Source organism: Pseudodesulfovibrio sp. S3 (assembly GCF_004025585.1).
In the GTDB taxonomy this organism is placed as follows: Bacteria; Desulfobacterota; Desulfovibrionia; order Desulfovibrionales; family Desulfovibrionaceae; genus Pseudodesulfovibrio.
The window spans coordinates 129,347-154,376 of record NZ_QTZO01000002.1 but is presented as its reverse complement, the minus strand read 5'-3'; the positions used below and the strand labels follow the sequence as shown (position 1 = coordinate 154,376).

General features: G+C 53.9%; 18 protein-coding genes and 1 pseudogene. 9 read left to right on the top strand and 10 right to left on the bottom strand.

The genetic code is table 11. The annotated features are described in order from the left end of the window. Nucleotides 1-2 precede the first annotated feature (2 nt). Together DWB63_RS02610 and DWB63_RS02605 are read left to right on the top strand one after the other, a co-directional pair. Nucleotides 3-2,174, top strand: a complete 2,172-nt coding sequence (locus DWB63_RS02610; RefSeq protein WP_128327254.1) for an ATP-binding cassette domain-containing protein — start codon at nt 3-5, stop codon at nt 2,172-2,174. A gap of 353 nt (nt 2,175-2,527) precedes the next feature. Continuing rightward, nucleotides 2,528-2,701 (top strand): annotated as a pseudogene (locus DWB63_RS02605) (transposase); the annotation flags it as partial. A 170-nt stretch (nt 2,702-2,871) separates the two neighbouring features. Here the strand turns inward: DWB63_RS02605 and DWB63_RS02600 are convergent. Continuing rightward, nucleotides 2,872-3,663, bottom strand: coding sequence for a DUF169 domain-containing protein (locus tag DWB63_RS02600; RefSeq protein ID WP_128327253.1), 792 nt, complete (start codon nt 3,661-3,663; stop codon nt 2,872-2,874). A gap of 618 nt (nt 3,664-4,281) precedes the next feature. Between DWB63_RS02600 and DWB63_RS02595 the strand changes: the two genes are divergently transcribed. Together DWB63_RS02595 and DWB63_RS02590 are read left to right on the top strand one after the other, a co-directional pair. Next, nucleotides 4,282-4,815, top strand: a complete 534-nt coding sequence (locus DWB63_RS02595; RefSeq protein ID WP_128327252.1) for a hypothetical protein — start codon at nt 4,282-4,284, stop codon at nt 4,813-4,815. Between the two features lie 256 nt (nt 4,816-5,071). Next, nucleotides 5,072-5,746 carry a hypothetical protein gene (locus DWB63_RS02590; protein ID WP_128327251.1) on the top strand — a complete coding sequence of 225 codons (675 nt, stop codon included), beginning with the start codon at nt 5,072-5,074 and terminating at the stop codon, nt 5,744-5,746. Here DWB63_RS02590 and DWB63_RS02585 read toward each other — a convergent pair. Next, entirely contained in the window at nt 5,718-7,166 is a 1,449-nt protein-coding gene (locus tag DWB63_RS02585; RefSeq protein ID WP_128327250.1) for a sigma 54-interacting transcriptional regulator, read from the bottom strand. The genes DWB63_RS02590 and DWB63_RS02585 overlap by 29 nt on opposite strands. Before the next feature lie 495 nt (nt 7,167-7,661). On the opposite strand from DWB63_RS02585, the gene hpdB reads away from it, so the two are divergent. The 5 genes from hpdB to DWB63_RS02560 all read left to right on the top strand — a co-directional run bounded on the left by hpdB (nt 7,662) and on the right by DWB63_RS02560 (nt 13,780). Next, a complete protein-coding gene (hpdB, locus tag DWB63_RS02580; protein WP_128327249.1) occupies nt 7,662-10,376 on the top strand; it encodes a 4-hydroxyphenylacetate decarboxylase large subunit in 2,715 nt (904 codons plus the stop codon). Between the two features lie 2 nt (nt 10,377-10,378). After that, the gene (hpdC, locus tag DWB63_RS02575; RefSeq protein ID WP_128327248.1) at nt 10,379-10,639 is read left to right on the top strand and encodes a 4-hydroxyphenylacetate decarboxylase small subunit; all 261 of its coding nucleotides are present in this window, start codon (nt 10,379-10,381) and stop codon (nt 10,637-10,639) included. Between the two features lie 112 nt (nt 10,640-10,751). Further along, nucleotides 10,752-12,044, top strand: a complete 1,293-nt coding sequence (locus DWB63_RS02570; protein WP_128327247.1) for an MFS transporter — start codon at nt 10,752-10,754, stop codon at nt 12,042-12,044. A 111-nt stretch (nt 12,045-12,155) separates the two neighbouring features. Beyond that, nucleotides 12,156-13,124 carry a glycyl-radical enzyme activating protein gene (locus DWB63_RS02565; RefSeq protein WP_128327246.1) on the top strand — a complete coding sequence of 323 codons (969 nt, stop codon included), beginning with the start codon at nt 12,156-12,158 and terminating at the stop codon, nt 13,122-13,124. A 68-nt stretch (nt 13,125-13,192) separates the two neighbouring features. Then, the gene (locus tag DWB63_RS02560) at nt 13,193-13,780 is read left to right on the top strand and encodes a DUF4125 family protein (RefSeq protein WP_128327245.1); all 588 of its coding nucleotides are present in this window, start codon (nt 13,193-13,195) and stop codon (nt 13,778-13,780) included. 168 nt (nt 13,781-13,948) lie between these two features. On the opposite strand, the gene DWB63_RS02555 is transcribed toward DWB63_RS02560, so the two are convergent. The 8 genes from DWB63_RS02555 to DWB63_RS02520 all read right to left on the bottom strand — a co-directional run bounded on the left by DWB63_RS02555 (nt 13,949) and on the right by DWB63_RS02520 (nt 24,978). After that, nucleotides 13,949-15,181: a dicarboxylate/amino acid:cation symporter gene (locus tag DWB63_RS02555; RefSeq protein WP_128327244.1), complete on the bottom strand. Its 1,233-nt coding sequence runs from the start codon at nt 15,179-15,181 to the stop codon at nt 13,949-13,951. A gap of 140 nt (nt 15,182-15,321) precedes the next feature. Beyond that, nucleotides 15,322-16,059: a fumarate reductase iron-sulfur subunit gene (locus DWB63_RS02550; RefSeq protein WP_128327243.1), complete on the bottom strand. Its 738-nt coding sequence runs from the start codon at nt 16,057-16,059 to the stop codon at nt 15,322-15,324. After that, entirely contained in the window at nt 16,056-17,903 is a 1,848-nt protein-coding gene (locus DWB63_RS02545) for a fumarate reductase flavoprotein subunit (RefSeq protein ID WP_128327242.1), read from the bottom strand. Before DWB63_RS02545 ends, DWB63_RS02550 begins: the two co-directional genes overlap by 4 nt. An 8-nt stretch (nt 17,904-17,911) precedes the next feature. After that, nucleotides 17,912-18,568 (bottom strand): succinate dehydrogenase/fumarate reductase cytochrome b subunit, encoded by a 657-nt coding sequence (locus DWB63_RS02540; protein ID WP_128327241.1) that lies wholly within the window; start codon nt 18,566-18,568, stop codon nt 17,912-17,914. A gap of 99 nt (nt 18,569-18,667) precedes the next feature. Then, entirely contained in the window at nt 18,668-20,005 is a 1,338-nt protein-coding gene (locus tag DWB63_RS02535) for an anaerobic C4-dicarboxylate transporter (RefSeq protein WP_128327240.1), read from the bottom strand. Between the two features lie 28 nt (nt 20,006-20,033). Beyond that, nucleotides 20,034-21,437, bottom strand: coding sequence for an aspartate ammonia-lyase (gene aspA / locus DWB63_RS02530; protein ID WP_128327239.1), 1,404 nt, complete (start codon nt 21,435-21,437; stop codon nt 20,034-20,036). Between the two features lie 300 nt (nt 21,438-21,737). After that, a complete protein-coding gene (locus tag DWB63_RS02525; protein WP_128327238.1) occupies nt 21,738-23,177 on the bottom strand; it encodes a sigma-54 dependent transcriptional regulator in 1,440 nt (479 codons plus the stop codon). A 46-nt stretch (nt 23,178-23,223) separates the two neighbouring features. Then, complete coding sequence (locus DWB63_RS02520; protein ID WP_164879760.1) at nt 23,224-24,978, bottom strand: transporter substrate-binding domain-containing protein; 1,755 nt, start codon at nt 24,976-24,978, stop codon at nt 23,224-23,226. Between the last annotated feature and the right edge of the window lie 52 nt (nt 24,979-25,030).

Below are 25,030 nucleotides of genomic sequence, written 5' to 3'. Positions count from 1 at the left end.
TTATGCTCACCCTCCGAGGCATAGAAACCAACAACCTCAAGTCTGTTGATGTCTCCATTCCGTATGGACAGATAACCGCCGTTGTCGGCGGGAGCGGAGCGGGCAAGACTTCCTTGGCGTTTCATACTCTCTACGCGCTCTGCAAGAACGAACTCGATACCATTTCCGGCATCCCGGCCAGCCTTCGGCCCAAGGTCGGGGATTATGCGAACCTGCTCCCGGCCATCGGGCTGAAGCAGAAGAACGCCAACGTCAATCCCCGGTCGAGCGTCTTCACCTATCTCGGGCTCGACAAGCTGTTCCTGCCCTTGTTCCTGCAAGCCAATCCGAACATTAAGCGGAATATCCTGGCCCAGAACAACCCGGTCAACTCTTGCCCGGCTTGCGAAGGGCTCGGCGTCGTTTATCGGCCTGATTCGACCCGGATCGTCGATTTCGATAAACCTCTCGCGGACAAGCCTTTCCTCTCCTGGAACAACTTTCTCTCCGGCCATTACTATCCGCTACTGGAAGCCTTTTGCGCCGCACACGGCATCGACATGACCAAGCCCGTCTCCCAATTGCCACATCGGCAACAGGACGTATTGCTCCACGGGACCGGCGACAAACAGTTTCAGGTCAAGTATAAGCAAAAGAATCGCTACCGCCAGAAGCGGTTTCCCTTTGTCGGCGCGATTCGGGAGATTCAGGAATGCTGCGACAACCTGCAGGTGCCGGGGAATCGGCAAAAGGCCAAGTCGTACATCACCGAACAGGTCTGCCCGAAGTGCCATGGGGCCAGGTTTGCGGAGCATCTAGCGGAATACACGCTCAATGGCTGGGCGATCCACGACATCCTCTTGTCGAGCTTTGGTGCGCTGTTTCCTTTCATTCAATCCATCTCGGATCATGAGTTTCCCGTAAAAAAGCTGACGACCTTGGTTACCAATGTCGTCAGGAACAACCTGGGCTACCTCTCCCCGATGCGCTCAATCCCGTCCCTCTCCGGGGGCGAATTCCAGCGGCTGCAACTGGCCTCGGTGCTCAGTTCGGATTTTTCGAACCTGCTCTATGTGATCGACGAAGTCTCCTCTTCGCTGCACGTAGCGGAATACCCGGATGTCATTTCGCAACTCCAGTCCTTGAAAGAACGCGACTCCACGCTGGTCATGGTCGAACACGAGCTGGAGTTTATCGAGAAGGCTGACAATCTGATCGCCCTGGATGATGGTAGGGTGATCGACTCGATCGTTTGGCTTCAAGGCCAACGGGAGGTCTTTATTGACCGCGTCAAGGCTGAACCACACGGTTCCATGGCCTTCGCCGTTCATGATGTCCATAATATCCGCCATGTCGATGTCACCATCCCCATGGGCTGCCTGGTCGGATGCTGCGGCATGTCCGGTTCGGGCAAGTCGTCCTTTGCCGAGGCCATTTCGGGCACGAGCGGCGTTGAATACATCAGCCAGGGGACGATCCAGGGAAACAGCAATTCCACGGTCGCGACCTACCTCAAGCTCATGCAGCCGATTGATTCGTTTCTATGTAAGGAGTTGGGAACGGCTGCAAAGACCTTTCTTTTCAACAACAGGGATAGTCAATGTCCGGTCTGTGAGGGCAAGGGCTATATCGAGCAGGATGCATCGTTCGGCCATACGTACCGCTCGGTATGTGAGGCCTGTGAAGGTAAGCGATACAACCCGGAAGTCCTGGCTCACCGTGTCAACGCGCTTTCCATTCACGATATCCTTACAACCCCGGTTGCGGCACTGTCAGATTCAGGTTCGTTTTTCGGTAGCAAGACAATCGCTGCCAAACTGGAGGACATGAAGGGTATAGGTTTGGGGCACCTGACCCTTTTTAGACCTACCAGCGAACTCTCGGGAGGAGAGGCGCAGCGGATCAAACTCCTGTCCCAGGTAAAGGCAAATCTCAAGAACACCTTCCTCATCATCGACGAACCAGCCAACGGTCTTGAGAGGCACGACACAAAACGTCTGATCGGTTTCCTGGATAAGCTGCTCACGAAGGCAAAAGGGATCATGGTCATTGAGCACAACCTCTTCATGCTGAAGAGCATGGACTACATTTTGGAGTTTGGCCCCCGCGGCGGAGACGGGGGGGGGAGGGTCATCTACCAAGGGCGAATTGAAGATATGGGGGATTCAAACTCGATTCTTAAGGAGTACATTTAGATCGACTTTGTGTCCTCTTTGTGTCCCAATCCACAGCAGCGGCTTGCGTAACTATGCGGAATCCGGCACCTGATGCACCCCGTGCACACGATGCACAAATCGGAGTGGACGGGCGAAAGCGCAGTTTTTATAGTTGGTTAATGTGTCATCTCCACCGTAGAGCCTCTTGAATGGCATTCAAGAGGTCGTGGGTTCGATTCCCTCCAGCTCCACCAATGATTATAAAGGCTTAGAAGGTTTTCCTTCTAAGCCTTTTTTCGTGGAATATACAAAAAATATATAAATGAAATTAGGGTGGTTAGCTGTTCACTTTTGGGGATGGGGAATTAGGTATGGTGTCCCCCTAATTCCCGATTCACATAGCTCGTGAAGTCCAAGGCCGCGCAAGAGGGTTTGCAGGGCAGAACTTCTGGGCGCGTGGTTATTATGTCACGACAGTGGGTCGGGACGAAAAGGTGATAAGAGAATACATCCGTAAGCAAGAGCACGAAGACAAGCGGATAGAACAATTGAAATTCTGCCTTTAGGCGGTTCTTAAAGCCACTTTGAGTGGCTCACAAACTCAAGCCCCCGGCTTTGCCGGGGGTACTATGACTGGTCCAACAAAAGTTGATCCACTTCTAATAGTGTTTCGGCGTTTTCCAGGTGGTCGCTTTCATGGTGTTCGGCTGTGCTTGTCGAAGGTTAAAATTTGAGATTAGAAGCCTGTCGGGTTTTTGAAATTCTTGTCAAGAAAACTGCCCTCGATATTATTTGCCATTTCAACGAATCGAGTCGAAGGCACTGAAAACGGCACCATGTCTTCAGGAATAAAGTGTCTGACCAACTGGTCGCCCAGCCCGAGAATACTCTTCGGATTTTCTTGAAATTTTTCATGATAGGGAAGGGTGAAGACTGCCTGACAGCCGGAAGCAAAAGGGGTTAATACATTGTCCATATTGGCAAACCTGTCATAGCCTGACAAACCGACGAGTTTTGTCAGGCTGGTGAGATTCGCCGGGAAGAGATTTACCACCTCAATATCTTTATCCTCGGCGATATCTTCAAGTTTTTCCATGTACAGGTATTTTTCTTTCGGCGGATGAATAAGGCTTGCCGATTCCTTGGTGTATGCTTTTGAAGTCTCGAGGTCTTTTTTAAACCGTTCCGTTTCAGCTATGAATACGCCGCCGTCATCTTCAAGGTCAGTAAAACCGAAGAACTCGGCAGGACCGGTGCAGGCGCGGTCACTGTCTCCGGCGAAACGGATCCTTTTCCCTTTATTCATCACCATCCTGAGATACATGAACATGCAGACCCATTTGTTTTTTTTGAAGACAAGGGAATCCTGGATTTCTTCCGAGGAAAAATACCACCCCACAGCAGGGTAATTAAAAGACACTACTTCTGAAAAATTGCCTAGGCTTCCTTTGACTGTTCTAGAGTTCATTGTTTTTTTCCCTTTCACATGGGATTTTGACCATACACATTTCGGGATCAAGCGTTTCATGTCCAGCAGCGGGCTGACAAAAATATAGAATAGACTGTTAAGGCCATATTGATCTTTCGCAATTCGTATTTTCAGTTGTCCATCATGCGTTTTTAGCAAGAAAAAGGGGACGAATCCACAGTTGACTTGTCTGCCCTATATATGTCATTTTTTATAGGTTGATAGACCAAGCCTTGGTCATGCTTATAGGCCCTCACCCTCAAATATCAAATTTGGTGAACCTTTATCCATAAAATTACCAGTAATTCAATGATCTTGCGCTGGTAATGTGGAAAAAGTCCAAAAGATTAGGTGCTTATTCTTGTTGTCTCCTGGGTGGCATTCAAGAGGGCGCGGGTTCGATTCACTCAAGCTCCACCAATGAAATCGAGGCTTACAAGTTTTTTTGTAGGTCTTTTTCGTGGGATAGGCAAAAAATATACAAATGAAATCGAGTGAATGGGAAGCGGGCGAGAAGTGGTTCTAAGAAACTGGACCACGGCTTGGGGTGGGCGTAATAAGTCCGAATGAGGCTTTTGATGTCCGAGAAAAGGAAAAGATGAACTGCTGAATCCAAGACCCGCGCAGCCCTCGACGCCCTGACTGGCATACTCTTGTTTTTCATAGTATGGACACGGCATGCAACATACATCGCGTTTGGTTTTGTATCCCTCACGGCTATACCTGTTGGCTTTGCTGGGGCTCAATCTTTTATTGTTGGGGAGCGCTTGGTATTGGCTTTCCAGGCGCGTGGCAGAGCCTACTTTTTTCGAGGCAAACCCTGACGTTGTCGCCCTTCTTCTCATACCTGTCATCCTGGCTGTCTTGCCGTGGATTGCCTTCTACCTCCGCCGTCTCCTCATGCAGGGCCCGTCCATTTTCGCGGACCATATAGGCTTATATGTGGATTGCAATTTACTCGGGCAGACCTTTCTTCCCTGGTTTTTTATAAACAGCCTGGAGCCGCAAGAATTCAGATTTTCTCACTGTCTCATGGTGGAACTCAATCCAAAGGGGATGGACCGGCTCGGATTCTGGCGACGTTTCCTCTTGAGTGTCGGTATCGGCGGCTATGACAACAAAATATGTCTCCCTGAATCCATGTATCCAGACGACCCGCAAACCCTGTGCAATGAGCTACAAACATTTTTTGATTGTCCTTTCGCCTGCTAAACCAAGTCTCCCGCTCATTATGACAATGTATCCTGGCAGCTTCGGTGTTCCTCTTTCTTCCAGCCCAAAACTCGGGTATATATAAGTTATGGAGACTTCAGCCAAACTCATCCCCAGCGTAGCTTCATGCGTCGCCAAATTGATTCTCGATTTTGGTCAACACAAATGGGCCGTGGGATCAGGGTTCATTCTTTCAGGGGCAAATGGCCCCTGCCTCGCAACAACCTTTCACAATCTCAGCGGGGGGATATCTCCAATGGCCCGGTTTAAGGACCGGGAAGCACCCAACCCGCTCAGAATAGAACTTTTCTACGACGGACACCATGTGGCAAGCTTTTCACCATATGAAAAAGACCGCAGCTTATTTCGAGTACACCCAGACATGGAAGGGGCGGGGTGGTGTGATGTCGCTGTACTGGACTTGGCAGACCTGAGGGACAAAAAGAAAGAAGAAGGGGAGAACAGTCCTTTTTGGACTCATCCGGGAATAGATACATCGGCCGCTCCACCACACAGTGCGGCCTACGCACTCGTCACGGACATGTTTTTGGCTGCCGGCCGTGATGCTTTGGTCTTTGGTTACCCGGGAGGTCGGGATTTTCATGAAATGCCCATCGGCGTGGGATGTAAAATAGCAGCATTGACCGGAGCAAAAGAACCGGGACTGCTGCTTTCAGGGCATACGTCGGCGGGTTGCTCGGGCGCACCGGTTATAGCGCGTGATTTTGGTGGCTACCATACCCTGGAATCCGCTGGTCTGGTCCGAAAACATTGTGAAATCCCGCTCGTTGATCAATGGTTGGGGTTGTACAGCGGACGTTTGGAAAACGTTGGCGCTGGGTACCATGACGGCAACACTCAAATAGGCGTTGTCTGGTCCGCCCGCATAGTAAACGAGGTGGCTACCACAGGGATATATGAAGTTCTTTAGCCGCGTCCTGATCAGTCCCAATCTTGTATTTACTTATTTTCTTGTACAGTAAAGGCCGAGATATGCCGAGTAGCCGAGCCGCCTTGGACCTGTTTCCATCGGATGCGGCCAGAGCATAGGTCAGGGCACGCTTTTCGGTTTGTTCCACCAACTCGCTGAGACCATAATTCCCTTCGGAGACAGACGCTTCACGGCTTACTTCACATGCCTTATTTTGCAGAAGAACCTTCCTAACGTCTGTCTCGTCGATACAGTCATGCCGCACCATGACCATAAAGCGTTCCAACACGTTCCCCAGTTCGCGAACATTTCCTTTCCATTTATGCTGTTGCAAGGCGTGGAATGCTTCCGCAGAGAGTCTTTTATGAAAAATACCATGTTTCTTTGACAGCTTGCGCCAGATACTCTTCGCCAAACGCGGAAGCTCCTCCGGCACCTCTCGAAGCGGTGCAATATAGACGGGAATGACGTTCAATCTGTAGAAAAGATCTTCGCGGAATTCACCTCCCTGAATCATGGTTTCAAGGTCGCGGTTGGTCGCAGCGATAACCCGGACATCCACGGTCAAGGATTCTTCTCCCCCAAGACGATCGACTTCTTTTTCCTGCAAGACTCGAAGGAGTTTGACCTGGGCAGACAAGGGCATGTCACCGATTTCATCCAGAAATATGGTCCCTCCATGCGCCAACTCGAACTTTCCTTTGCGTCCGCCTTTGCGTGCACCGGTAAATGCGCCTTCCTCATAGCCGAACAACTCAGATTCAATGAGGCTTTCTTGGATGGCTGAACAGTTCAGGCGTATGAAGGGTCCGCTTCTGCGCTGACTGTGAGCATGAATGCTTTGGGCAAAGACTTCCTTCCCGGCTCCGGATTCTCCGCGCAGCAGCACCGTCGCGTCTGAACATGCAGCCTGCATGGCTATCCGTTTTGCCTCGGCTACCGCAGGGGCCAGGCCGATTATGTCATCGAAAGTGTATTTCGTGTCCGAGCTGGCCAACCGTACAGCCCGCAATTTCGAAAGCTTTTCCTGGAGCGCCTTGACCTTGCCGGTCAAGGCCTGAACCTCTTCGACTTCACGAAAACGGATCAAGCCCACCGCTCCTACGCTCTCATCATTGTCAATGACCGGAATACGGGACACCACACATGGCCTGCCTGAAATTGTCTGGAATTGATCGTGCTCGGCAATGCCGGACTGAGCCACGATGTGCATGCGAGTATTGTCGATAATGTCAGTAACATGCTTGTTCAACGCATCACTCTCTTCAATGTTATGCGCGTCCTTGAAACTGCTGTTGGTGTAAACGATACGGCCTTGCCTATCGACAACCATAAGAGCGTCGGCGCAAAGATCAATGATCTTACGCTGAAACTCGATGAGATGCCTGACATCGGTGAACATGCCGAGGTAGTCGAGCATTCAACCTCCTTCCGCTGGTACTTTTTTTTTGATGGATCGCTACACTCTCAAATCAGTATTGTCGAGTGGTTATGGCGAAGAAAAGCCCTCCACCGCGCACTTTGATCCTTCTTATAATAATGAACAGAACTGGGCGTAAAAGCGCATTCTCCTTGTCCTTATGGCTCCATGTCCCATCCGCATACAGTGTGTCACATTTGTTTACACATGTTTTTTGTCAATCTCCTTTCCCCTTAACCAAGCTTCCACCTTTCTTTTTCAAGCAACACTCCCTCTTATCAGCAATCACTCCTACAACAACGTGTCACGCCTAGTTACACTCAGGGGTGCTGCTTTCTGATGGAGTCAGTCGTCAAAAGCCGTCGTAACACTCTGTTTTATTGAATGATTATATTTATTTCGCGCAAACAATAAAGCGTTGGCACCTCTCCTGCTTAAGCAAGAAACATACGACTAATCACAGTCCGTATTTTATTAACTTATCTGGAGGCTATAATGGCTAAAACCTTCAAGGAAGTCATGGCGGATGCAGGTATCTCCATGGATTTCCAGGCGTGTGGAACAGCCCCCGCCGAAATCGTGGATCGCGAAATTCGCATCGAACCGCATGAAAGAGTTCAGAAACTCAAGGACATTTTCATGCAGACCCTGTCCAGTGCGAACAATGAATTCCCCTATTGGTACACTCGCGAATTTATGAAACTGGATGGCGAAATTGCCGTTGTCCGCCGCGCAAAGGCTCTGAAACGCGCATTCTCCAACACCACTCCGGTCATCTACCCCGGAGAAAAGCTTGTCATGCACAAGGCACCGTTCTTCCGCGGCTCCTTCCCGATGCCGTGGCTGTCGGAAGGCTTTTACGTGGCGCAGGAGGACGAGCTCTATCAGGAAGCCATGAAGCGCGGTTCCGCCTCTGCAGACGAGCACTCCAAATTCGGTCAGGGCGGCGGCAACGTGGTCGCAAGTTTTGGCAAGATCGTCTCCATTGCCGGCAAGTTCGGCATGCGTCAGGAAGAAATTCCTGCACTGATCAAGCTTTCCAAGATGTGGATCGGCAAATCCGTTGATGATCTGGGAAGCAAATATGAGCAGATGGTCCCCAACTACGAAACCAAGGAAGCGATCATGCGCTCCATCGTGTGCATGTTCGACTCCGGTTATACGCTCCCGCAGGGTCGAGAAGTCATCAATTATTACTACCCGCTGGAATACGGTTTCGACGGCATCATCAAGATTGCCAAGGAAATGAAGAACAAGGTCGCCGGCCGTGCTGACGGCGATGGCCTGGTGGGTACCAACCGCCTCTACAATTACGAAGCGGTTATTCATGTTGTTGAAGGTGTCCAGAACTGGATTCTCAACTACGCCAAGGAAGCTCGCAGGCTCGAAGCCGCTGAGAAAGACGCTACCTTGCGTGCGGAATATGGTGAGATCGCCGATTGCCTCGAGTGGATCGCCCATAACCCGCCCCGCACCTTCCGCGAAGCTTTCCAGTTGATCGAAACCATACACCTGGCAGTCCTCAATGAAGACGCCATTTCCGGTCTTTCCCCGGGACGTATCGGTCAGATCCTTTATCCCTACTTTGAGCAGGACATGGAAGCTGGCCGCATTACCGAGGACGAAGTCCTCGAATTGCTCGAACTGGACCGGTTGTACAAGACTTCTATCGACTGTTTCGCCTCCATGGGCGTAGTCGGTGGCGTCCTGTCCGGGAACACCTTCAACACCGTCTCTGTAGGTGGTCTGGACAAGGATGGCAAGTCCGCAGTCAATCCGCTTGAGTACCTCATCCTCAAGGCGGCTGCAGCCAACGCCATGCCGCAGTCCACCATTGCATTGCTGTATGACGAAAAACTGCCCGAGGACTTCCTCCTGCTGGCAGCGGAGGTCATCAAGACCGGCGCTGGCTATCCCGCCTTCATGAACGCCCCCATTGCTCATGAATTCCTCATGAAACAATACGGCCCTGAAGGAATGGACTCCGAAGAAGCCCGCGCATGGGCCATCGGCGGCTGTCTGGAAACATCCGCTTGTTGCTGGAAGCCCTTGCACCTCAATGGCAAGGAGTACTTCATTCCCGGCGGTTGCGGTCAGCCCACTTCGGTTGGCGTACACTTCGTCTCCATGCCGAAGATCCTGGAATTGGTTCTCACCAACGGCGTCGATTCCCGCACCGGCGAACGTGTGTACAAGGCACATGACCGCAAGCTGGATTCATACGATGTCATATGGGACCAGTTCAAGCTGTACTGGCAGGAAGCCTGCGACGTGCTGGCCCTGACCAACAACCTGCAGCACGACATCTGGCGCAAGAACAACATGGCTGTCTTCCAGTCCATGCTCAAGCCCGACTGCCTCGACACCGGCCACCTCATCGACGAACTCGGTTACCGTTACAACGCCACCTACAACGTGGAGTCCACCGGTACTATCACCTGCGTCAACTCCCTGGCTGCAATCAAGAAGCTGGTCTTTGAAGACAAGTCCGTCACCCTGGAAGAACTCTCCAAGGCCATCGCCAACAACTTCGGTTTCAAAACTGCTCATGAAGTCGATTCCTTCTCCATTGCCGACCAGCAGAAAAAAGAAGACGACACAGGCAAGTGGGACAAGCTGCACTTCATGTGCCTGCAGGCTCCCAAGTACGGCAACGACGACCCGGCAGCTGATAGCATTCTGCAGGAATGGGAATCCTTCTTCTGCCCGGATTGCTCCAACTACGAGTCCCTGTACGGTCATCCCATGTATCCCTGCCAGATCTCGGTCTCCACGCACGGAGCCATGGGCTCTGCCACCCTTGCCTCTGCTGACGGCCGTCTGGCCGGAACCACCTTTGCCGACGCATCCCTGTCTGCATACCCTGGCACCGATCGTAACGGTCCGTTTGCCCTGATGAGTTCCGCCACCTGTTGGGACCACGCACAGTCGCAGAACTCACAGCTCAACATCAAGATTCACCCCAGCGCCATCAAGGGCCCCGAAGGCTCCCGCAAGCTGGTTGATCTGACCCGTGCATACATGCGCAAGGGCGGCTTCCACGTTCAATACAACGTGGTCGATTCCAAAATGCTGCGCGACGCACAGCAAAATCCCAATAACTACCGCGATCTCATGGTCCGCGTGGCAGGCTTCACCCAGTACTGGGTCGAAATCGGCAAAGCCGTGCAGGACGAACTCATCGCAAGAACCGAATACGAAGGAATCTAAAAATGAAACTCGAATACCGCGACACCCGTGAATTCGTCCCTGTGGATGCAGACAAGGGGCTGGATCGCCTGACTGGCGAAATGGTCAAGGGAGACTCCAAAGCTCCTGAGAGCTATACCCGTCTGCCCAAGTGCAAGTTTTGTCAAAACTACTCGGAATCCGAAGACAACATGGGCATCTGTGAAGCCAGCATGCAGGAAGGCAAGTTTATGGCCTATGGCGACATGACAGCAGTTACCTGCGACATGTTCAAGGAGGCCTAACCGACTCCTCCGAGGCCGGGGAAATCCTTCCCCGGCCTGCTTATGGCGGGTCCGACATCCGCCATAAGCCTTCACGGCCCTTTGTCGCAGTTCAACTTCAAGGTGGATAATAATGAGTTACAGTAAAAAATATTACGGATGGTCAGTCATTGCCGCGTCCTGGCTGGCCCTGTTTTGCCTCTTCGGCTATCGCGCAACCTTCTCGATCCTGAAGGTTCCCATGAGTGCCGACATGGGGTGGTCCCAGACCGAAGTGACCCTGGGCTACTCCTTCATGATGATGGTCTACGCCCTTGCCGCCTTCGGCTGCGGTATGATTTTGGATAAATGGGGCACAAAACCAGTATACTTCATGGGTGCCATTCTCGGTGCGGCCGGGTTCTATGTCACCAGCATGGTGCACAGCCTCTACGCATACTACGCTGCCTACGGCATACTGGCAGGCGCGGCAACCGGTATGCTGTGGGTGTCCTCCACCATCTCCGTCCGCAAGTGGTTTGTAGGGAAAAGTTATGCCAAAATGTTCGGCATAGCGTTTGCCGGAGCCCCCATGTCGCAGGTTGTCATGAGCCTGTTCGTCAAGCAGAGCTTGGTCGGAGCAGAAGGCGATGCTTGGCGTGGCGCCATGCAGCTCCTTGGAGTGCTCACTCTTGGTTGTCTGATCGTGGCCGCGTTACTGGCAAAGAAGAATCCTGAAGATTATGGGATGGAGCCCTTCGGTGAAACGCCCGGAGCAAGCGCGACCAAAGAATACGTGTGGGGTATCAAGGAAGCCTTTTCCACCTTCCCCATCTGGGGGGCAATCCTCACATTCCTGACCAGCATGCTTGCTGAGTTCCTGGTCTGGACTCAAGTGGTCAGTTACTGGAACTCCGATCTCGGCATGAGCCTGTCCAAGGCCACCAATCTTTATGTCGCTATCGGTGTGGTCGGCATTTTCTCCATGCCCATCATGGGTATTGTGGCCGACAAGGTCGTCCAGGCTTCCAAATGTGAGTCGCAAGGCCGCAAACGCATGCTCATATTCGGTCCCTTGACCGGTGTGGCCGCCTGCGGACTGCTGCTCATGCAGACCTCTGCCAGCACTATCCTGGGCCTCATCGCCTGCTTCATCTTTGCCATATACTGGGCAATCGTTCCCGGCGGCGTCGTAGGATACACTGGTGCTGTCTATGGTCGAGCCACCCTGGGCAAGATATGGGGCCTCGCCACCCTCATCGTCATGGGTATCGGCCCGTTCATCGGCCCACTTATTGGCGGATACCTGAAGGATATGTCAGGGAGTTACACCTACTCCATCATCTTTGCCATGTGTGCGTTCCTTGTCTCCGGGATCATCGCTTCCAGCTTGCCCCTTTCCACGGAAGTCCTGGCCCGGGCCAAAGCAAAGGTTTCCACAGTTTAACTCTCAATACCTCCATGAGAGCTGCCCCCCCGGCGCCGTTCTGTCGTGACCAGAACGGCGCCAATTAAAGGGAATTACAAGCATTCGTCACACAACAGAGCGTAGCGTAAAATGTACAAAGCAATTGACGAAATATCTGTAGGGGACACTTCCGAGACATTGACGGGCCTCGTTTTCGACGTGCAGGGACACTCTGTTCACGACGGACCCGGTACCAGAACCACCGTGTTCCTGAACGGATGTCCGCTCAGTTGCATCTGGTGCAGCAATCCCGAGGGACTGCATAGAAAACGGGTCATGATGTACCGGGAGACCCGTTGCCAATGTTGTGGCCACTGTGTGGACACATGCCCTGAAAATGCAGTCTCCATCGAAAATGACAAACTCCACTTCAACCGCGAAATCTGCGACTTCTGTACGAGCCTCAAATGTATAGAAACATGCTACCATGAAGCACTCACAATCAACAGCAAGCAGTATTCCGTTGATGATCTCATCAGGATTTTCCAACGGGATCGCCAATTCTGGGGCTCAAAGGGAGGCGTCACCTTCAGTGGGGGTGAACCGCTGTTTCAGAAAAAATTCATTCTGCCGCTGCTCAAAGAATGTAAAAAGCGTTTCATACACACCTGTATAGAGACCACGTCCTGCATTTCAACGGATTTCTACTTGAAAGCCACGAGCTATGTGGACTGGATTTTTACGGATATCAAGCACATGGACTCAGCCGCGCATCGCAAATTGACCGGTGTAGGCAATGAGCTCATTCTCAGCAATATCGAGAAGCTTGTCCGCTCCGACTGGAACGGAGTCATCATCCCCAGGATTCCCATCATTCCCGGCAGAAATGACTCCGCATCCAATATTGCCGAAACCGCCGACTTCATTCGCAGCATCGGACTGGACGCAGTGAACCTGCTGCCATTTCACCGGCTTGGCGAATCCAAGTATCGGCAATTAGGACGTACCTACGCTCTGGCCGAGCAGACCTCGCCCTCGGATGAACAGATGCAGCATCTCAAATCAATAGCCGAAGAAAAAGGACTCTTTTGCTTTGTCGGATGGGACACTCCCTTCTAGGCGAAAGAGGGCAATGTCTGCATTTCTATGGTTAACAGCGCGTATAAACACTTTCGGAGGAAACAGGCATGACCATTCCTGTTCGTAATCAAGAAAGAATAAATCAAATAGTGGACATAGAGTTGGAAATGTTTCGACATGTGAACTCCACAGTCCATTCTCCGTGTCAGGACCACCTCAACACGTTCAAAACCATGCGAACGATGCATCATTCTGTACTCCCAATGCCTGTGCTGGAGTCATATTTATCCGATCTCACGAATGCCCAGAAGTCAGGCCGCAATTTGATGACTGAAAAATATGCACGCATGGAGAATCGCATCCCACCGATCAACGAGTCCCGCCATATCGGCGACATTGTCGACATCGAAACCAACTGGATGGTCGAGTTGTTGGAGAAATACCCCAAAACCTTTGAAGGTAGCGGGGAAATGTTCAAGACCTATCTTCGTTGCGAATTGGAAACGATGTCAGATCAGACCTTGCTTCTCCTGCTTGCGACAGAACGGAAAGCCGCGCTTGATCGGGTAAATATGGTGGAAGAGCGCTACAACAACTTATTCAAAGGATTTGGATATAAATCACTGGCAGAAAGAGAGCGTGGAGACGATGCCCCCCCACGCAGGGATAAATTTACAACTCTTGCAAAAACCTAAGAAGGGGGACTTTGCACTTCCAGGAGGTCGTGGGTTTGATTACTCCAGCTCAAACAATGATTATAAAGGCTTAGAAGGTTTTCCTTCTAAGCCTTTTTTTGTGGAACAGGCAAATGGACATGATGATGGTGGGGGAGAGGATGAACCTGACCCGTAAAACTGTCTGTTTTAAAAACGTTGTTTAGTGGTACAACAAGGTGATTCCATTTCTCTCTCCTCTCCCACTTCGTTTTCGCTTTTAGCGACGAGGAGGGTGGCCATGGCGTCACCGCAGACGTTGACGGTTGTGCGCACCATATCCAGCAGCCTGTCTATGCTGGCTATCAGCGCGATTCCCTCCAGAGGAAGCCCGATGGCGGTCAGGATCATGGAAAGCATTATGAGTCCAGCTCCGGGAACGCCTGCCGTGCCGATGGAGGCGAGTGTGGCCGTGAAGATGATTGTAAGATAATTGCCTACGGTGAGATCGATGTTGTATGCTTGAGCGATGAAAATCGCACAGACACCCTGGTAGATGGCCGTTCCGTCCATGTTGATAGTGGCCCCCAAGGGAAGGACGAACGATGTAATCGATTTGGATACGCCGAGGTTGTCCTCCATGCATTGGGTCGTGACCGGCAGGGTTCCTGAACTGCTGGTAGTGGAAAAACCCACCAGCAAAGCTTCCATGATGCCCTTGAAGAAAATGACCGGATTGGTCCTCGCCAAGAGCGCGACACTTCCCCCATATACGAGGATGATGTGGATGACACTGCCCGCCAGTACTGCCAAGAGAACCTTCAGCAGCGGCAACAGGGCGCTCAGTCCGTATTGGGAAACCACGTTGGCCATCAGAGCAAAGATGCCTACCGGTGCAAAAGCGATGACGATTGCCGTCATTGAATACATTGTTTCGGCCATGGATTCGCAGAATTTCCGAACCGGGGCGGCTTTCTTGCCGGTCAGATTGATGGCAATGCCCAGCAATACGGTGAAGATGATAACCTGTAGGATGTTGCCTTCGACCATGGCCTTGAACGGATTGGAGGGGATAAGCCCAAGCAGGGTATCGGCGATGGACGGGACTGCTGCCACCGTTGTATTCGTTTCGGAGGCAATGAGGTTCATGCCTGTTCCGGGGTGCAGTATGATCCCGGACAGAAGGCCTATCGAAATGGCGCAGACGGTAGTGGCCATGTATATGATAACCGTCTTTAGGCTGATTCTGCCCAGCGTGCCGATATCTTGCATGCTGGTGATGCCGGTGACCAGGGAAGAAAAAATGAGCGGTACGATCAATAGCTTGATCGCCTTGATGAACAATGTCCCCAGTGGAGCGACGTAAGGGGTGAAGAGAGGGAAGATCGCTCCAAAAGCGACTCCGGCAACCAGTCCAATTAGAATTTTGACCCAGTTCCTCATGTAATACCTCCTATTACATTGGTGTGGATTAATGAAAAAATCATGCGATACGTTTTTTCCTGTTTTTGCTTCATCTTTCAGAAGGTTGTGGTGCGAACACGCCCATGGAACCGGTAAGGCCCCATGGGCGTGTTGCCGAATCAGCGTTTGAAGAGATTGTGAAGGGCGCGCAACCCCATCTTTCTGCGGATAAATCCAAGTTGATCTTGAAGCGGCAGGTGCTTGGGGCAGACGTCTTCACAGGCCAGCAGGCCCATGCAGCCGAATATGCCCCGATCACTGCCAATCAATTGGAAGAAATCCTGTTCATTCCGTTGATCCCGTGGATCCAGCAGAAAGCGCCCTATGCGATTGAGTCCGGCGGCTCCCAGAAAATCCTCGCGCATGCGCGCCGTTCCGCATGCCGCCAGACAACAGCCGCATTCGATGCACCGTTCGAGTTCGTAGATTTGTTCCGCCGTTGAATTGTCCATCCGTTGTTCAGAGGCTTGGGGATCGAATACCTCCTTGGTATGAATCCATGACTCAACCTGCCGGTTCATTTCCCTGAACCAGATGCCCGTATCCACTGATAGGTCTCCGATGAGCTTGAAGAACGGGAGGGGTAAAAGATTAATGATGGCCGGTAGATCCTTGGTCTGCGTGTGGCAGGCCAGGCCCGGCCGTCCGTTGATGACCATGGCGCATGCCCCGCAGATGCCCGCTCGGCAGCAGAAGTCGAATTTGAGTGAGGCATCCTGTTCCTCACGTAACCGGTTCAGGGCGATGAACAGGGTCATTCGCTCGGTCTCTTTCAGCAAATATGATTGCATGTAAGGTTCGATGTCGGGTTGTTCTGGATCGTAGCGGAGGATGTTGAAGTACAGGTTCCTGTTCATTCCGACGCTTCCTTTTTATTTGTTGAGTCTGTGCTGATGACTGTTCCTCCTCCGTACCCCCTGTCGCCCGGCGGGATTTCCCAGACCCGGGACGCGGGCTCGTAATCGAGACAAGGGTGGTCATTGTCCACATCCCAGCGGCTCAGGGTCCGCACGAGCCAGTCGCGATCGTTTCTTTCCGGATAGTCTTCCCTGGCGTGTGAGCCCCGGCTTTCCGTGCGTTCCAGGGCGCCTTTCGTGACGCAGAGGGCAAGGCGAATCAAGCCGCGAAGCTGCAACGCCAGGGACAGTTCGGCGTTGGCGCCGCAGCCGTTGGAGGCGAGCTTCAGGCTGGCGGCGCGGGCGTGCAGTTCTTCAAGCCGGGTGTACGCATTGCTCAATCCCAGTTCGTTGCGGAAGATTCCGACACCCTCCATCATCACATCCTGCATTTCATTGCGAAGGGAGAAAGCCTTTTCCCGGCCGTTGCCGGCAACCAGCGTGTGGATGCGCTGTTGCACATTCCTGCATTGCTCGTTGGCGATTCCGGTATCGAAACACGCGCTTTCACCCTTGAGGAAACGAACGCAGCTTTGCCCCACGATCATTCCGGCCACCACGGTTTCTGCAAGGGAGTTCCCGCCGAGACGGTTGAAGCCGTGCATGTCCCAGCAGGCCGCTTCGCCAGCGGCGAACAGTCCTTTCAGCCCGTAGGCCTTGCCGTGCTTGTCCGTGCGCACGCCGCCCATGGAGTAGTGCTGGGTCGGGCGAACCGGGATGAGCTGGGTAATGGGATCCACGCCCAGGAAGTTCGTGCAAATCTCTTCCACTTCGCGCAGGCGGGTGTTGATGTGTTTGGCGCCCAGATGGCCTATGTCCAGCCAGAGGTGTTCACCGTATGGGGATGGCACGCCTTTCCCCGCCCGGATGTGTTCGGTCATGCGTCGGGACACAACGTCGCGGGATGCGAGTTCCGCCTTGGCCGGTTCATAGATGTGCATGAACCGTTTCTTGTCGACGTCGAGGAGAACGCCGCCGTCACCCCGGCAACCTTCCGTGACCAGGATATTTCCGGGGACCACTCCCGTGGGGTGGAACTGGATCGCCTCCATGTTGCCGAGCTGCACGATGCCCGTGTCCAGGCAGATGGCCTGGCCGCCTCCGGTGCAGATGACGGCGTTGGTGGATTCCCGGTAGATGCGGCCGAACCCTCCGGACGCGATCAGGACGGCCTTTGCATAGTATATCCGCAGGCGCCCCGTGCGCATGCAGCGTGCGACGGCGCCGAAGCAACGCGTGCCGTCATGCAGCAGGGCAACGGCCTCGCAACGGTCGTGAATATCGATTCCGGCCTGTGTCGCCTTGTTATCCATGGTGAACAGCATGGTGTGGCCGGTGCCGTCCGAGGTGTAACATGTGCGCCACTTGGCGGTTCCGCCGAAGTTCCTCGCGGTGATCAGACCGGCGTTTTCCGACTTTTCGGTCTTGGAGTATTTTTTACCGCCCTGGAAATATCCGTCTTCCCCCGGCTCCACGCGGTTCCAGGGAACGCCCCAGTGGGCCAATTGGCGGATGGCGATGGGGGCCGTTTCGCAAAAGAGTCTTGCAACTTCCTGGTCGCAGCCCCAGTCAGAGCCTTTGACCGTATCGGCGAAATGGACATCCGGATTGTCCCCTTCCCCCATGGCGCAGTTACCCAGGGCTGCCTGCATGCCGCCCTGCGCCGCGGCAGAGTGGGATCGTCTGGCAGGCACCAAGCTGAGGCAGATGGTATTGAATCCGGCTTTTGCGGTTTCGATGGCGACGCGTTCTCCGGCCAGCCCCGCACCGATGCAAAGCATGTCTGTCGTAATAACTTCCTGCATGGATGAACTCATAAATGTTGAAGGTTGAGAATACAAAATTGGACGAGAGTGGTCAGGCCGATGAGTATGAACCCGGCGGTAACGATGACCTCTGTCCGGTGGCAGAACGTGCGATTCCTGCGCGAAATGAAGCCCCATTTCACGCCGATTCGGTAGAGGCCTATGCCGACGTGCAGCTCCGCCAGCGGCAGCAGGAGGAGGTAGAAGGGCAGCCAGAGACCGCCCACCCGGGCAGCGCTTTTGGCTGCGGTGATGGGCAGGTCGCCCAGCACGACCCACATATGGGCGGACCCCATAATGAGGATGAGCATTGCGCTGCCAGCCTGCACCAACCAGAGCCAGGTGTCCTTGTGGCGGAGCATTGTGGCCTGGCGCCAGATGGAGATCTGTTCGAAGGAGCGGACCGGAATCTTGCGGAGCGCGACGGCAAAATGAATCAGGAACAACAGGCCGATGACCGGCCCGAATACCTGGGTCAGCAGGAAGGCTTCGAGCAGCTTCGCAATCCAGTCAAAGGCGTCGACGCCCAGGTTGACGCTTGCGACCATCAACATATGGCCCCACATGAATAGAATCAGAATCGCGCCGGTCAGCATCTGGGTCCAGTCCAGCAGCGCGGCGTATTGGTTGGGCACGACAACGCGGAGAGCCCTTTCGGTATGCATGAATACTCCTTGGTGAATTATAACGTGAGAGACATCGCCTCGGTGTGCCCGTTCCGGCGGAGGTCTGTTACCGGAACGGGCATATGAGGGAGGAGAGAGCTACAACAGGACCCCGGCCAATACGAAGCCGATGGCAACGGCCCCGCTTGTCGCGATGAGCCCCGGCAACATGAAGCTGTGGTTGAGAACATACTTTCCGATATGCGTTGTGCCCGTCTGGTCGAAGTTGATGGCGGCCACCACGGTCGGGTAGTTCGGGATGAAGAAGTATCCGTTGACCGCCGGGAACATGGCCAGGAGAAGCGGCGTGGGGATACCCAGGGCGATGCCGAGCGGCATGAGCGCTCGGACCGTCGCGGCTTGGCTGAACAGCAGGATGGACAAGATGAACAGGGCGATGGCAAAGGTCCACGGCTGCGATGTGACCATGGTCCGGATGTTGCCGCCCAGCATGTCCATGTTGCCGCTGAAGAAGCTGTCGCCGAGCCAGGCTATGCCGAAGATGGCGATGACGGCCTGCATGCCCGCCATGAAGACGCTTCCGGTTGCGACCTTCTGAACCTTGACGCGACTGATCAACAGAATCAGACCGGAAACCGTCAACATGACGATTTCAATGGCATTCGACATGGCAAGGCGCATGACGGCACCGTCGCCGGTGGTCCAGGTCGGGCGCATTCCGGGGAAAGAGCCCAGCAGGACGATGGTGATGGTGCCCAGCAGGAAGAGGCCGACGGAGTATCTGGCATTTCTGGAGGCTTTGGGCAGGACTTGTTCTTCACCGCTTTGCGCTTTGAGCAGGGCTTCTTCCAGCTCAGGGGTCCCCAGTCGCTTGAGATACTCTGGGTCGGTGGCAAGTTCCTTGCCCATGCGATTGACGAAGAAGGCCCCCACCATGCAGGCCACGAAGGTCGCGGGTACACAGATCATGAGGATGTCGCTTAGCTCCACCCCGGCGGTCGCCGTGAGACCCAACAGAGCCACGGTGGCGGCGGAAATGGGGCTGGCCGTGATGGCTTGCTGCGAGGCGATGACCGAAATGGACAGTGGACGTTCGGGACGTATCCCCGTGCTTCTCGCCACTTCGGCGATGACGGGCAACACGGAGTAGGCCACATGGCCGGTTCCGGCGAAGAAGGTGAAGACGTAGGTCACGATCGGGCCCAGGTACGTAATGTGACTGGGGTTCCTTTTTAGAATATGCGCCGCGATTTCGACGAGAAAGTCCAAACCTCCGGCGGCCTGTAACGTCCCGGCCGCCGTAACGACGGCCGTGATCATGAGCATGACGTCGATGGGGGGAGCCGTGGGATGCACGCCAAAAACAAAGGTAAGAATGGCGAGGCCCACTCCGCCCATGACGCCCAAGCCGACACCGCCGAGACGGGCGCCTATGAAAATGGCTGCAAGAACAACCAGCAGTTCTATCCAAAACATATGAAGACTCCTGTAGGTGCTTGGGTGGCTATTGTTGGAAGAAACGGGGGTGCATCATGTTTTCAGCGGAGAGAATCCGGTCCAGCTTTTCCTTGTCCATGAGTTTGCGTTTAATGATCAGGTCGTAGACGGAGCCGCCGGTTTCCAGTGCCTCCTTGGCCACGGATGCGGAATTTTCGTATCCGATGATGGGGTTGAGGGCCGTGATGATGCCCACGCTGTTTTCCACGAGCTTCCGGCAATGTTCGCGGTTGGCAGTGATTCCGTCGATGCAGCGTTTGCGCAGTATGAAGCAGGCCCGGGCGAGGTGTTCGATCCCCTGGAACAGGCTGTGGGCTATGATCGGCTCCATGACGTTGAGTTGCAGCTGGCCCGCTTCCGAAGCCATGGTGATGGTCATGTCCTTGCCGATGATGTCGAAGGCTACCTGGTTGACCATTTCCGGGATGACGGGGTTGACCTTTCCCGGCATGATGGAGGAACCTGGCTGCATTTTAGGCAGATTGATCTCGTTGATCCCGGTTCGGGGGCCGGACGACAGGAGACGCAGGTCGTTGCAGATTTTGGAGAGCTTTACGGCAACGCGCTTCAGGACGCCGGAAAGCTGCATATAGGCCCCCGTATCCCAGGTCGCTTCGATAAGGTTGGGGGAGATGACCAGATCGAGTCCCGTCAAGTTGCGCAGGTTGCTCACGGCCAACCTGGGGTATTCGGACGGGGCGTTGATGCTGGTGCCGATGGCGGTGGCACCGATGTTGATTTCCAGCAGCAGCTTTCTCGCATCCTGCAGTCGGCAGATATCTTCACCCAGTGTGGTCGCATAGGCGGAGAATTCCTGCCCCAGAGTCATGGGCACGGCGTCCTGCAATTGGGTCCGTCCCATCTTCAGGACGTCGGCGAATTCGGCCCCTTTGTTCGCAAAGCCGGACTGGACCTCGTTGATGGCGCGAATGAGGCGTTCCAACTTGTTGTACAGGGCGATGCGAAATGCGGTCGGATAAACGTCGTTGGTGGACTGTGAGCAGTTTACGTGGTTGTTGGGATGGCAGAATTCGTATTCACCCTTGGTTTTCCCGAGTATTTCCAGGGCGCGATTGGCGATGACTTCGTTGGCATTCATGTTCGTGGACGTGCCTGCGCCGCCCTGAATGCAGTCGACGACGAACTGGTCGTGCAGCTTGCCCGCGATGATTTCGTTGCAGGCGCCACAGATGGCCTTGGCGATGTCGGCCGGCAGGATGCCGAGTTCCAGGTTGGTGAGGGCTGCTGCCTTTTTGACATAGCCCAGGGCTACGATCATTTCGGTGCAGGAGGAAATGGGGTTGTCGGTGATTTTGAAATTCTCGACCGCCCGGAGGGTCTGGACTCCGTAATAGGTTTCGGCGGCAAGCGTTTTTTCACCCAGGAAATCATGCTCAGTACGTGTTTTCATTGTAATTACCTTTGGTTTGATGAAGGAATGACGCCCGCGATGACGTCTTGCTTTTCCGTTCAGGTAATTACAAAGTCGGTGCCAATGGTATCGAATCGTTTATCTGGCTTGAATTACAGACAAAATCCCATATCAGGAGTGGGGCAGGTCGGTGACCCCCTATAACGAAGAGAATGGATTTGTCAGGGAGTGTTGACGAAGTGCCATGATTTCAGCATGTTGAAGAGGCTTTATAACGGCCGGAATAATATAACCAATGTTATGAGCCTTTTGTGGGCGCAGGAACAGGGTGCGGATGGATCAGTTCTTTGTCTGTATGTGCTTCAGGCGTTTGCTCAAGGCCGGTTGGGATATGCCGAGCATTCGCGCGGCCAGCGTCTGATTCCCGTTTGCTTTTTTCATGGCCTCGCCGACCAGAAGTTCGATGCATTGCGTTATGGTCGGCAGGCTGGGCATTCCGTCAAAGGGAGTCCATTCTTTGTGCGGAAGCTGTCCGGGCGCCGTTTGATCGGATGGCGGTTCCAGGTGCATGGCCTTGAGGAAGCTGCCCATGGACATGGTGTGGGATTTGTGCACGCTGACCGCGTCGTAGACCATGGCCTTGAGTTCCCTGATGTTCCCGGGAAAGGCATAGTTGGTTAGATATTCCGGGAGTTCCTTGGGGTATTGCGGTAGTTTTTTGTCAAATTCCCGCGCGGCCTCACCGAGGAAATGGTTCAGGAGCAGGGGGATGTCTTCCTTGCGCTCTCGCAGGGGGGGGATATGCATATGGTGAATCTGGAGCCGGTAATAGAGGTCCCGCCGGAATTCCCCTTGGCGCTCCTTTTGTCGGAGATCCTGATGTGTGGCCACGATGATTCGAGCCTGTAGGCAACGTGGGCGGTCGGAGCCTAAGGGGTAATATTCTCCCTCCTGAAGCAGTCGGAGGAGCTTAACCTGGGATTGCAGGCTGAGGTCGCCGATTTCGTCCAGGAAAAGCGACCCCCCGTTGGATCGTTCAACCATCCCCTTGCGGGGGCGAGTGGCACCGGTGAACGCCCCCACGGTATGGCCGAACAACGTGTCCGCAAAGGTGTTGTCGTCGAGTCCGGCCACGTTGACGCCGACCATCTCGCCCGTGCGGCCGCTTGCTTCGTGCACCGCATTGGCGATCAGCTCTTTTCCCACGCCGCTTTCGCCCGTAATGAGAACCGGCAACGAACTTTGCGCAATGGATTCGATATATTGGAAGATCTGCTTCATGGCTGGGCTGATGGTGACGGTGTCGGAGAAAATCTCCGGGGTGGTGAGTTCCCCGCTCAGGAGGCGGTTGCGCATGGCACTGTGCATGCTTTCGAGGTCGTAGGATTTTATCGCGTTGAGCACGCCTTTGGTGATGTGTTCCAGGGCGTCCGTCTTGACGAAATAGTCGTACGCTCCCCGGCGGATGCAGCGAACAGCGGTTTCCAGTTGGTTCATGCCGCTCACGACAATGACCATTATGTCGGGGTACTTTTCGGAGATCTCCCCCAGAAGCACCTCGCCGTCGATATCGGGCATGGTGAGGTCGAGCAGTACGAGGCCGACGGAAGACTTGTCCAGAATGGCCATGACCCGGTTGCTGTCCTGGCAGACGAGAACGTTGTTGATACCTGCGGAACGTTCGAGCGCCAGGCTGAATCCCCGCAGCCAAGCGGGCTCGTCGTCGACGAGAAGGATTTGAAAGGACGGAAACAGGGGGGCTTGCAGTGCGTCTGTCATGGGTAACACCTTGTTTTATTTCGGGTGGGCATGGCTGTTCAACGGATCAGGATTCGAGAGGGATCGCCAGTATGGCAGTTGTCCCCTTGCCGGGTGTCGATTCGAAATCGATGATACCGTAGTGCTCCTTGGCGATGGCGGTCGAAACGGCAAGCCCGAGTCCTGTGCCGCCGTTGTTCCTTTTGGTGGTGAAGAAGGGCGTCGTGATCTTGTCCATGTCCTCCGGCTGGATGCCGACGCCTTCGTCTTTTACCTCCACGATGACGGCGTTCAGTTTTTCATCGATCCCCGTGGTGACGGTGATGGCCCGGCCGGGGTCCGGCAAAGCTTGGCAGGCGTTCATGATCAGATTGACGATGATCTGTTGGAGCTTTTGTTCGTTGGCTGTTATTTGTGGCAGGGGGTCGTGGATCTGCAGGTTGAAATGCCGTGTGGACTTGTTCAGCGTCGGCTTGAGCAACCGCACTGCGGCGGCCACGACCTTGTTCATATCCAATGGTTTTTTGCTCAGGTGCGGATCCTGTCTGCCATAATCCTTGAGTTCCATGACGATGCTCTTGATTCTTTCCGCACCGACCCGCATATCGGTGATCAATTGCGTTATTTCGTCTTGGGTGTTGCTGAAGGAAAGCCCTCCCAGCATCACGTCTTCCTTTTTCGCCACGTGTTCATTCAGCAGTTGTCTGACGTCTTCCCATACATCCTGAAGAATCGGGAGATTGAGCAGAAACAGCCCGTTGGGTGTGTTGACCTCGTGGGCGATACCGGACGCCATAAGTCCGAGAGTGGCCATTCTGTCCGCTTGGATGATTTGTTTCTGCTTGTCCCGCAATTCCTGTTTGGCGCGTTGATGCAGTTTGACCTCTTCGCGAAGGGTCTTGGTCCGTTCGTCCACCTGGGCTTGGAGCGTCTTGTTCCAAAACAGGGCGAGCACCATGATGGCGAGTAATGGCGTTATGATGATGACACCGTAGATGGTCACGCGTTTCCAGGGAATTTCGGCCTTGCCGGGGATGTTGAGCCAGCGTGCACAGATTCTGCTGTATTCTCCCGTTGCCTTGATCTTTTCCAGGCCGGTGTTGAAAATCTGGATGAGGTCCCTGTTTTGCGGAAGGGCCGCGTAACAGTACTTTTGCAGGGAGAAGGCCGTCCCCACGGAATAAATCTTGTCTATGTCGTGGAGTCGGGTGATGTATATTCCCGCCTTGCGGGAGACAAGGGCGTAGTCGCCCATGCCGGTGGACAGAAGTCGCAGAGCGTTTTCATGGCTGTAGGTGGGAACGAGACGGATGTCGGGATAGTTCCGGGAAATGAAGTCGAACATCACTCCGCCGTCTTCGACAAGAACGGATTTTCCCTGGAGATCGGCCAGCTGAAGGGCAACCGGCGTATTTTGTCTTGAAAAAATAGCATATTCGACGGTTGTGTACGGATTTGAAAACACCATCCGTTGCGCTCGGCGCGGAGAATAGGATATGCCTTGAATCATATCTATTTCCCCGGATTCAAGGGCCTGACGCATGCCTTTCCAAAGCCCGAGGCTAATTTGTATGTTGCAGTTCATGGCCTTGGCAATGGCCCTGGTTATTTCAACGTTGAAGCCCGTAGGCATTCCATCTTCCCCCAGAAATTCGAAAGGGGGATAGTTGATGTCTCCACCTATCTTGATTGTCCGGGGCGGGGTGGAGGAAGGCGTCACGCCAGAGGTGGCGGCAACAGATACCGTCCAGGTAGTTGCCAGAATGATGGCCCCGAAAAGCAGCGCGGCCAGAGCCTGAATGTAGTTATGTCGAAGAAGCATGCTGTCGCAATGGAAACGGAAAGTTGTTTGGAAAGGGCAGGGCGCCTTGGTT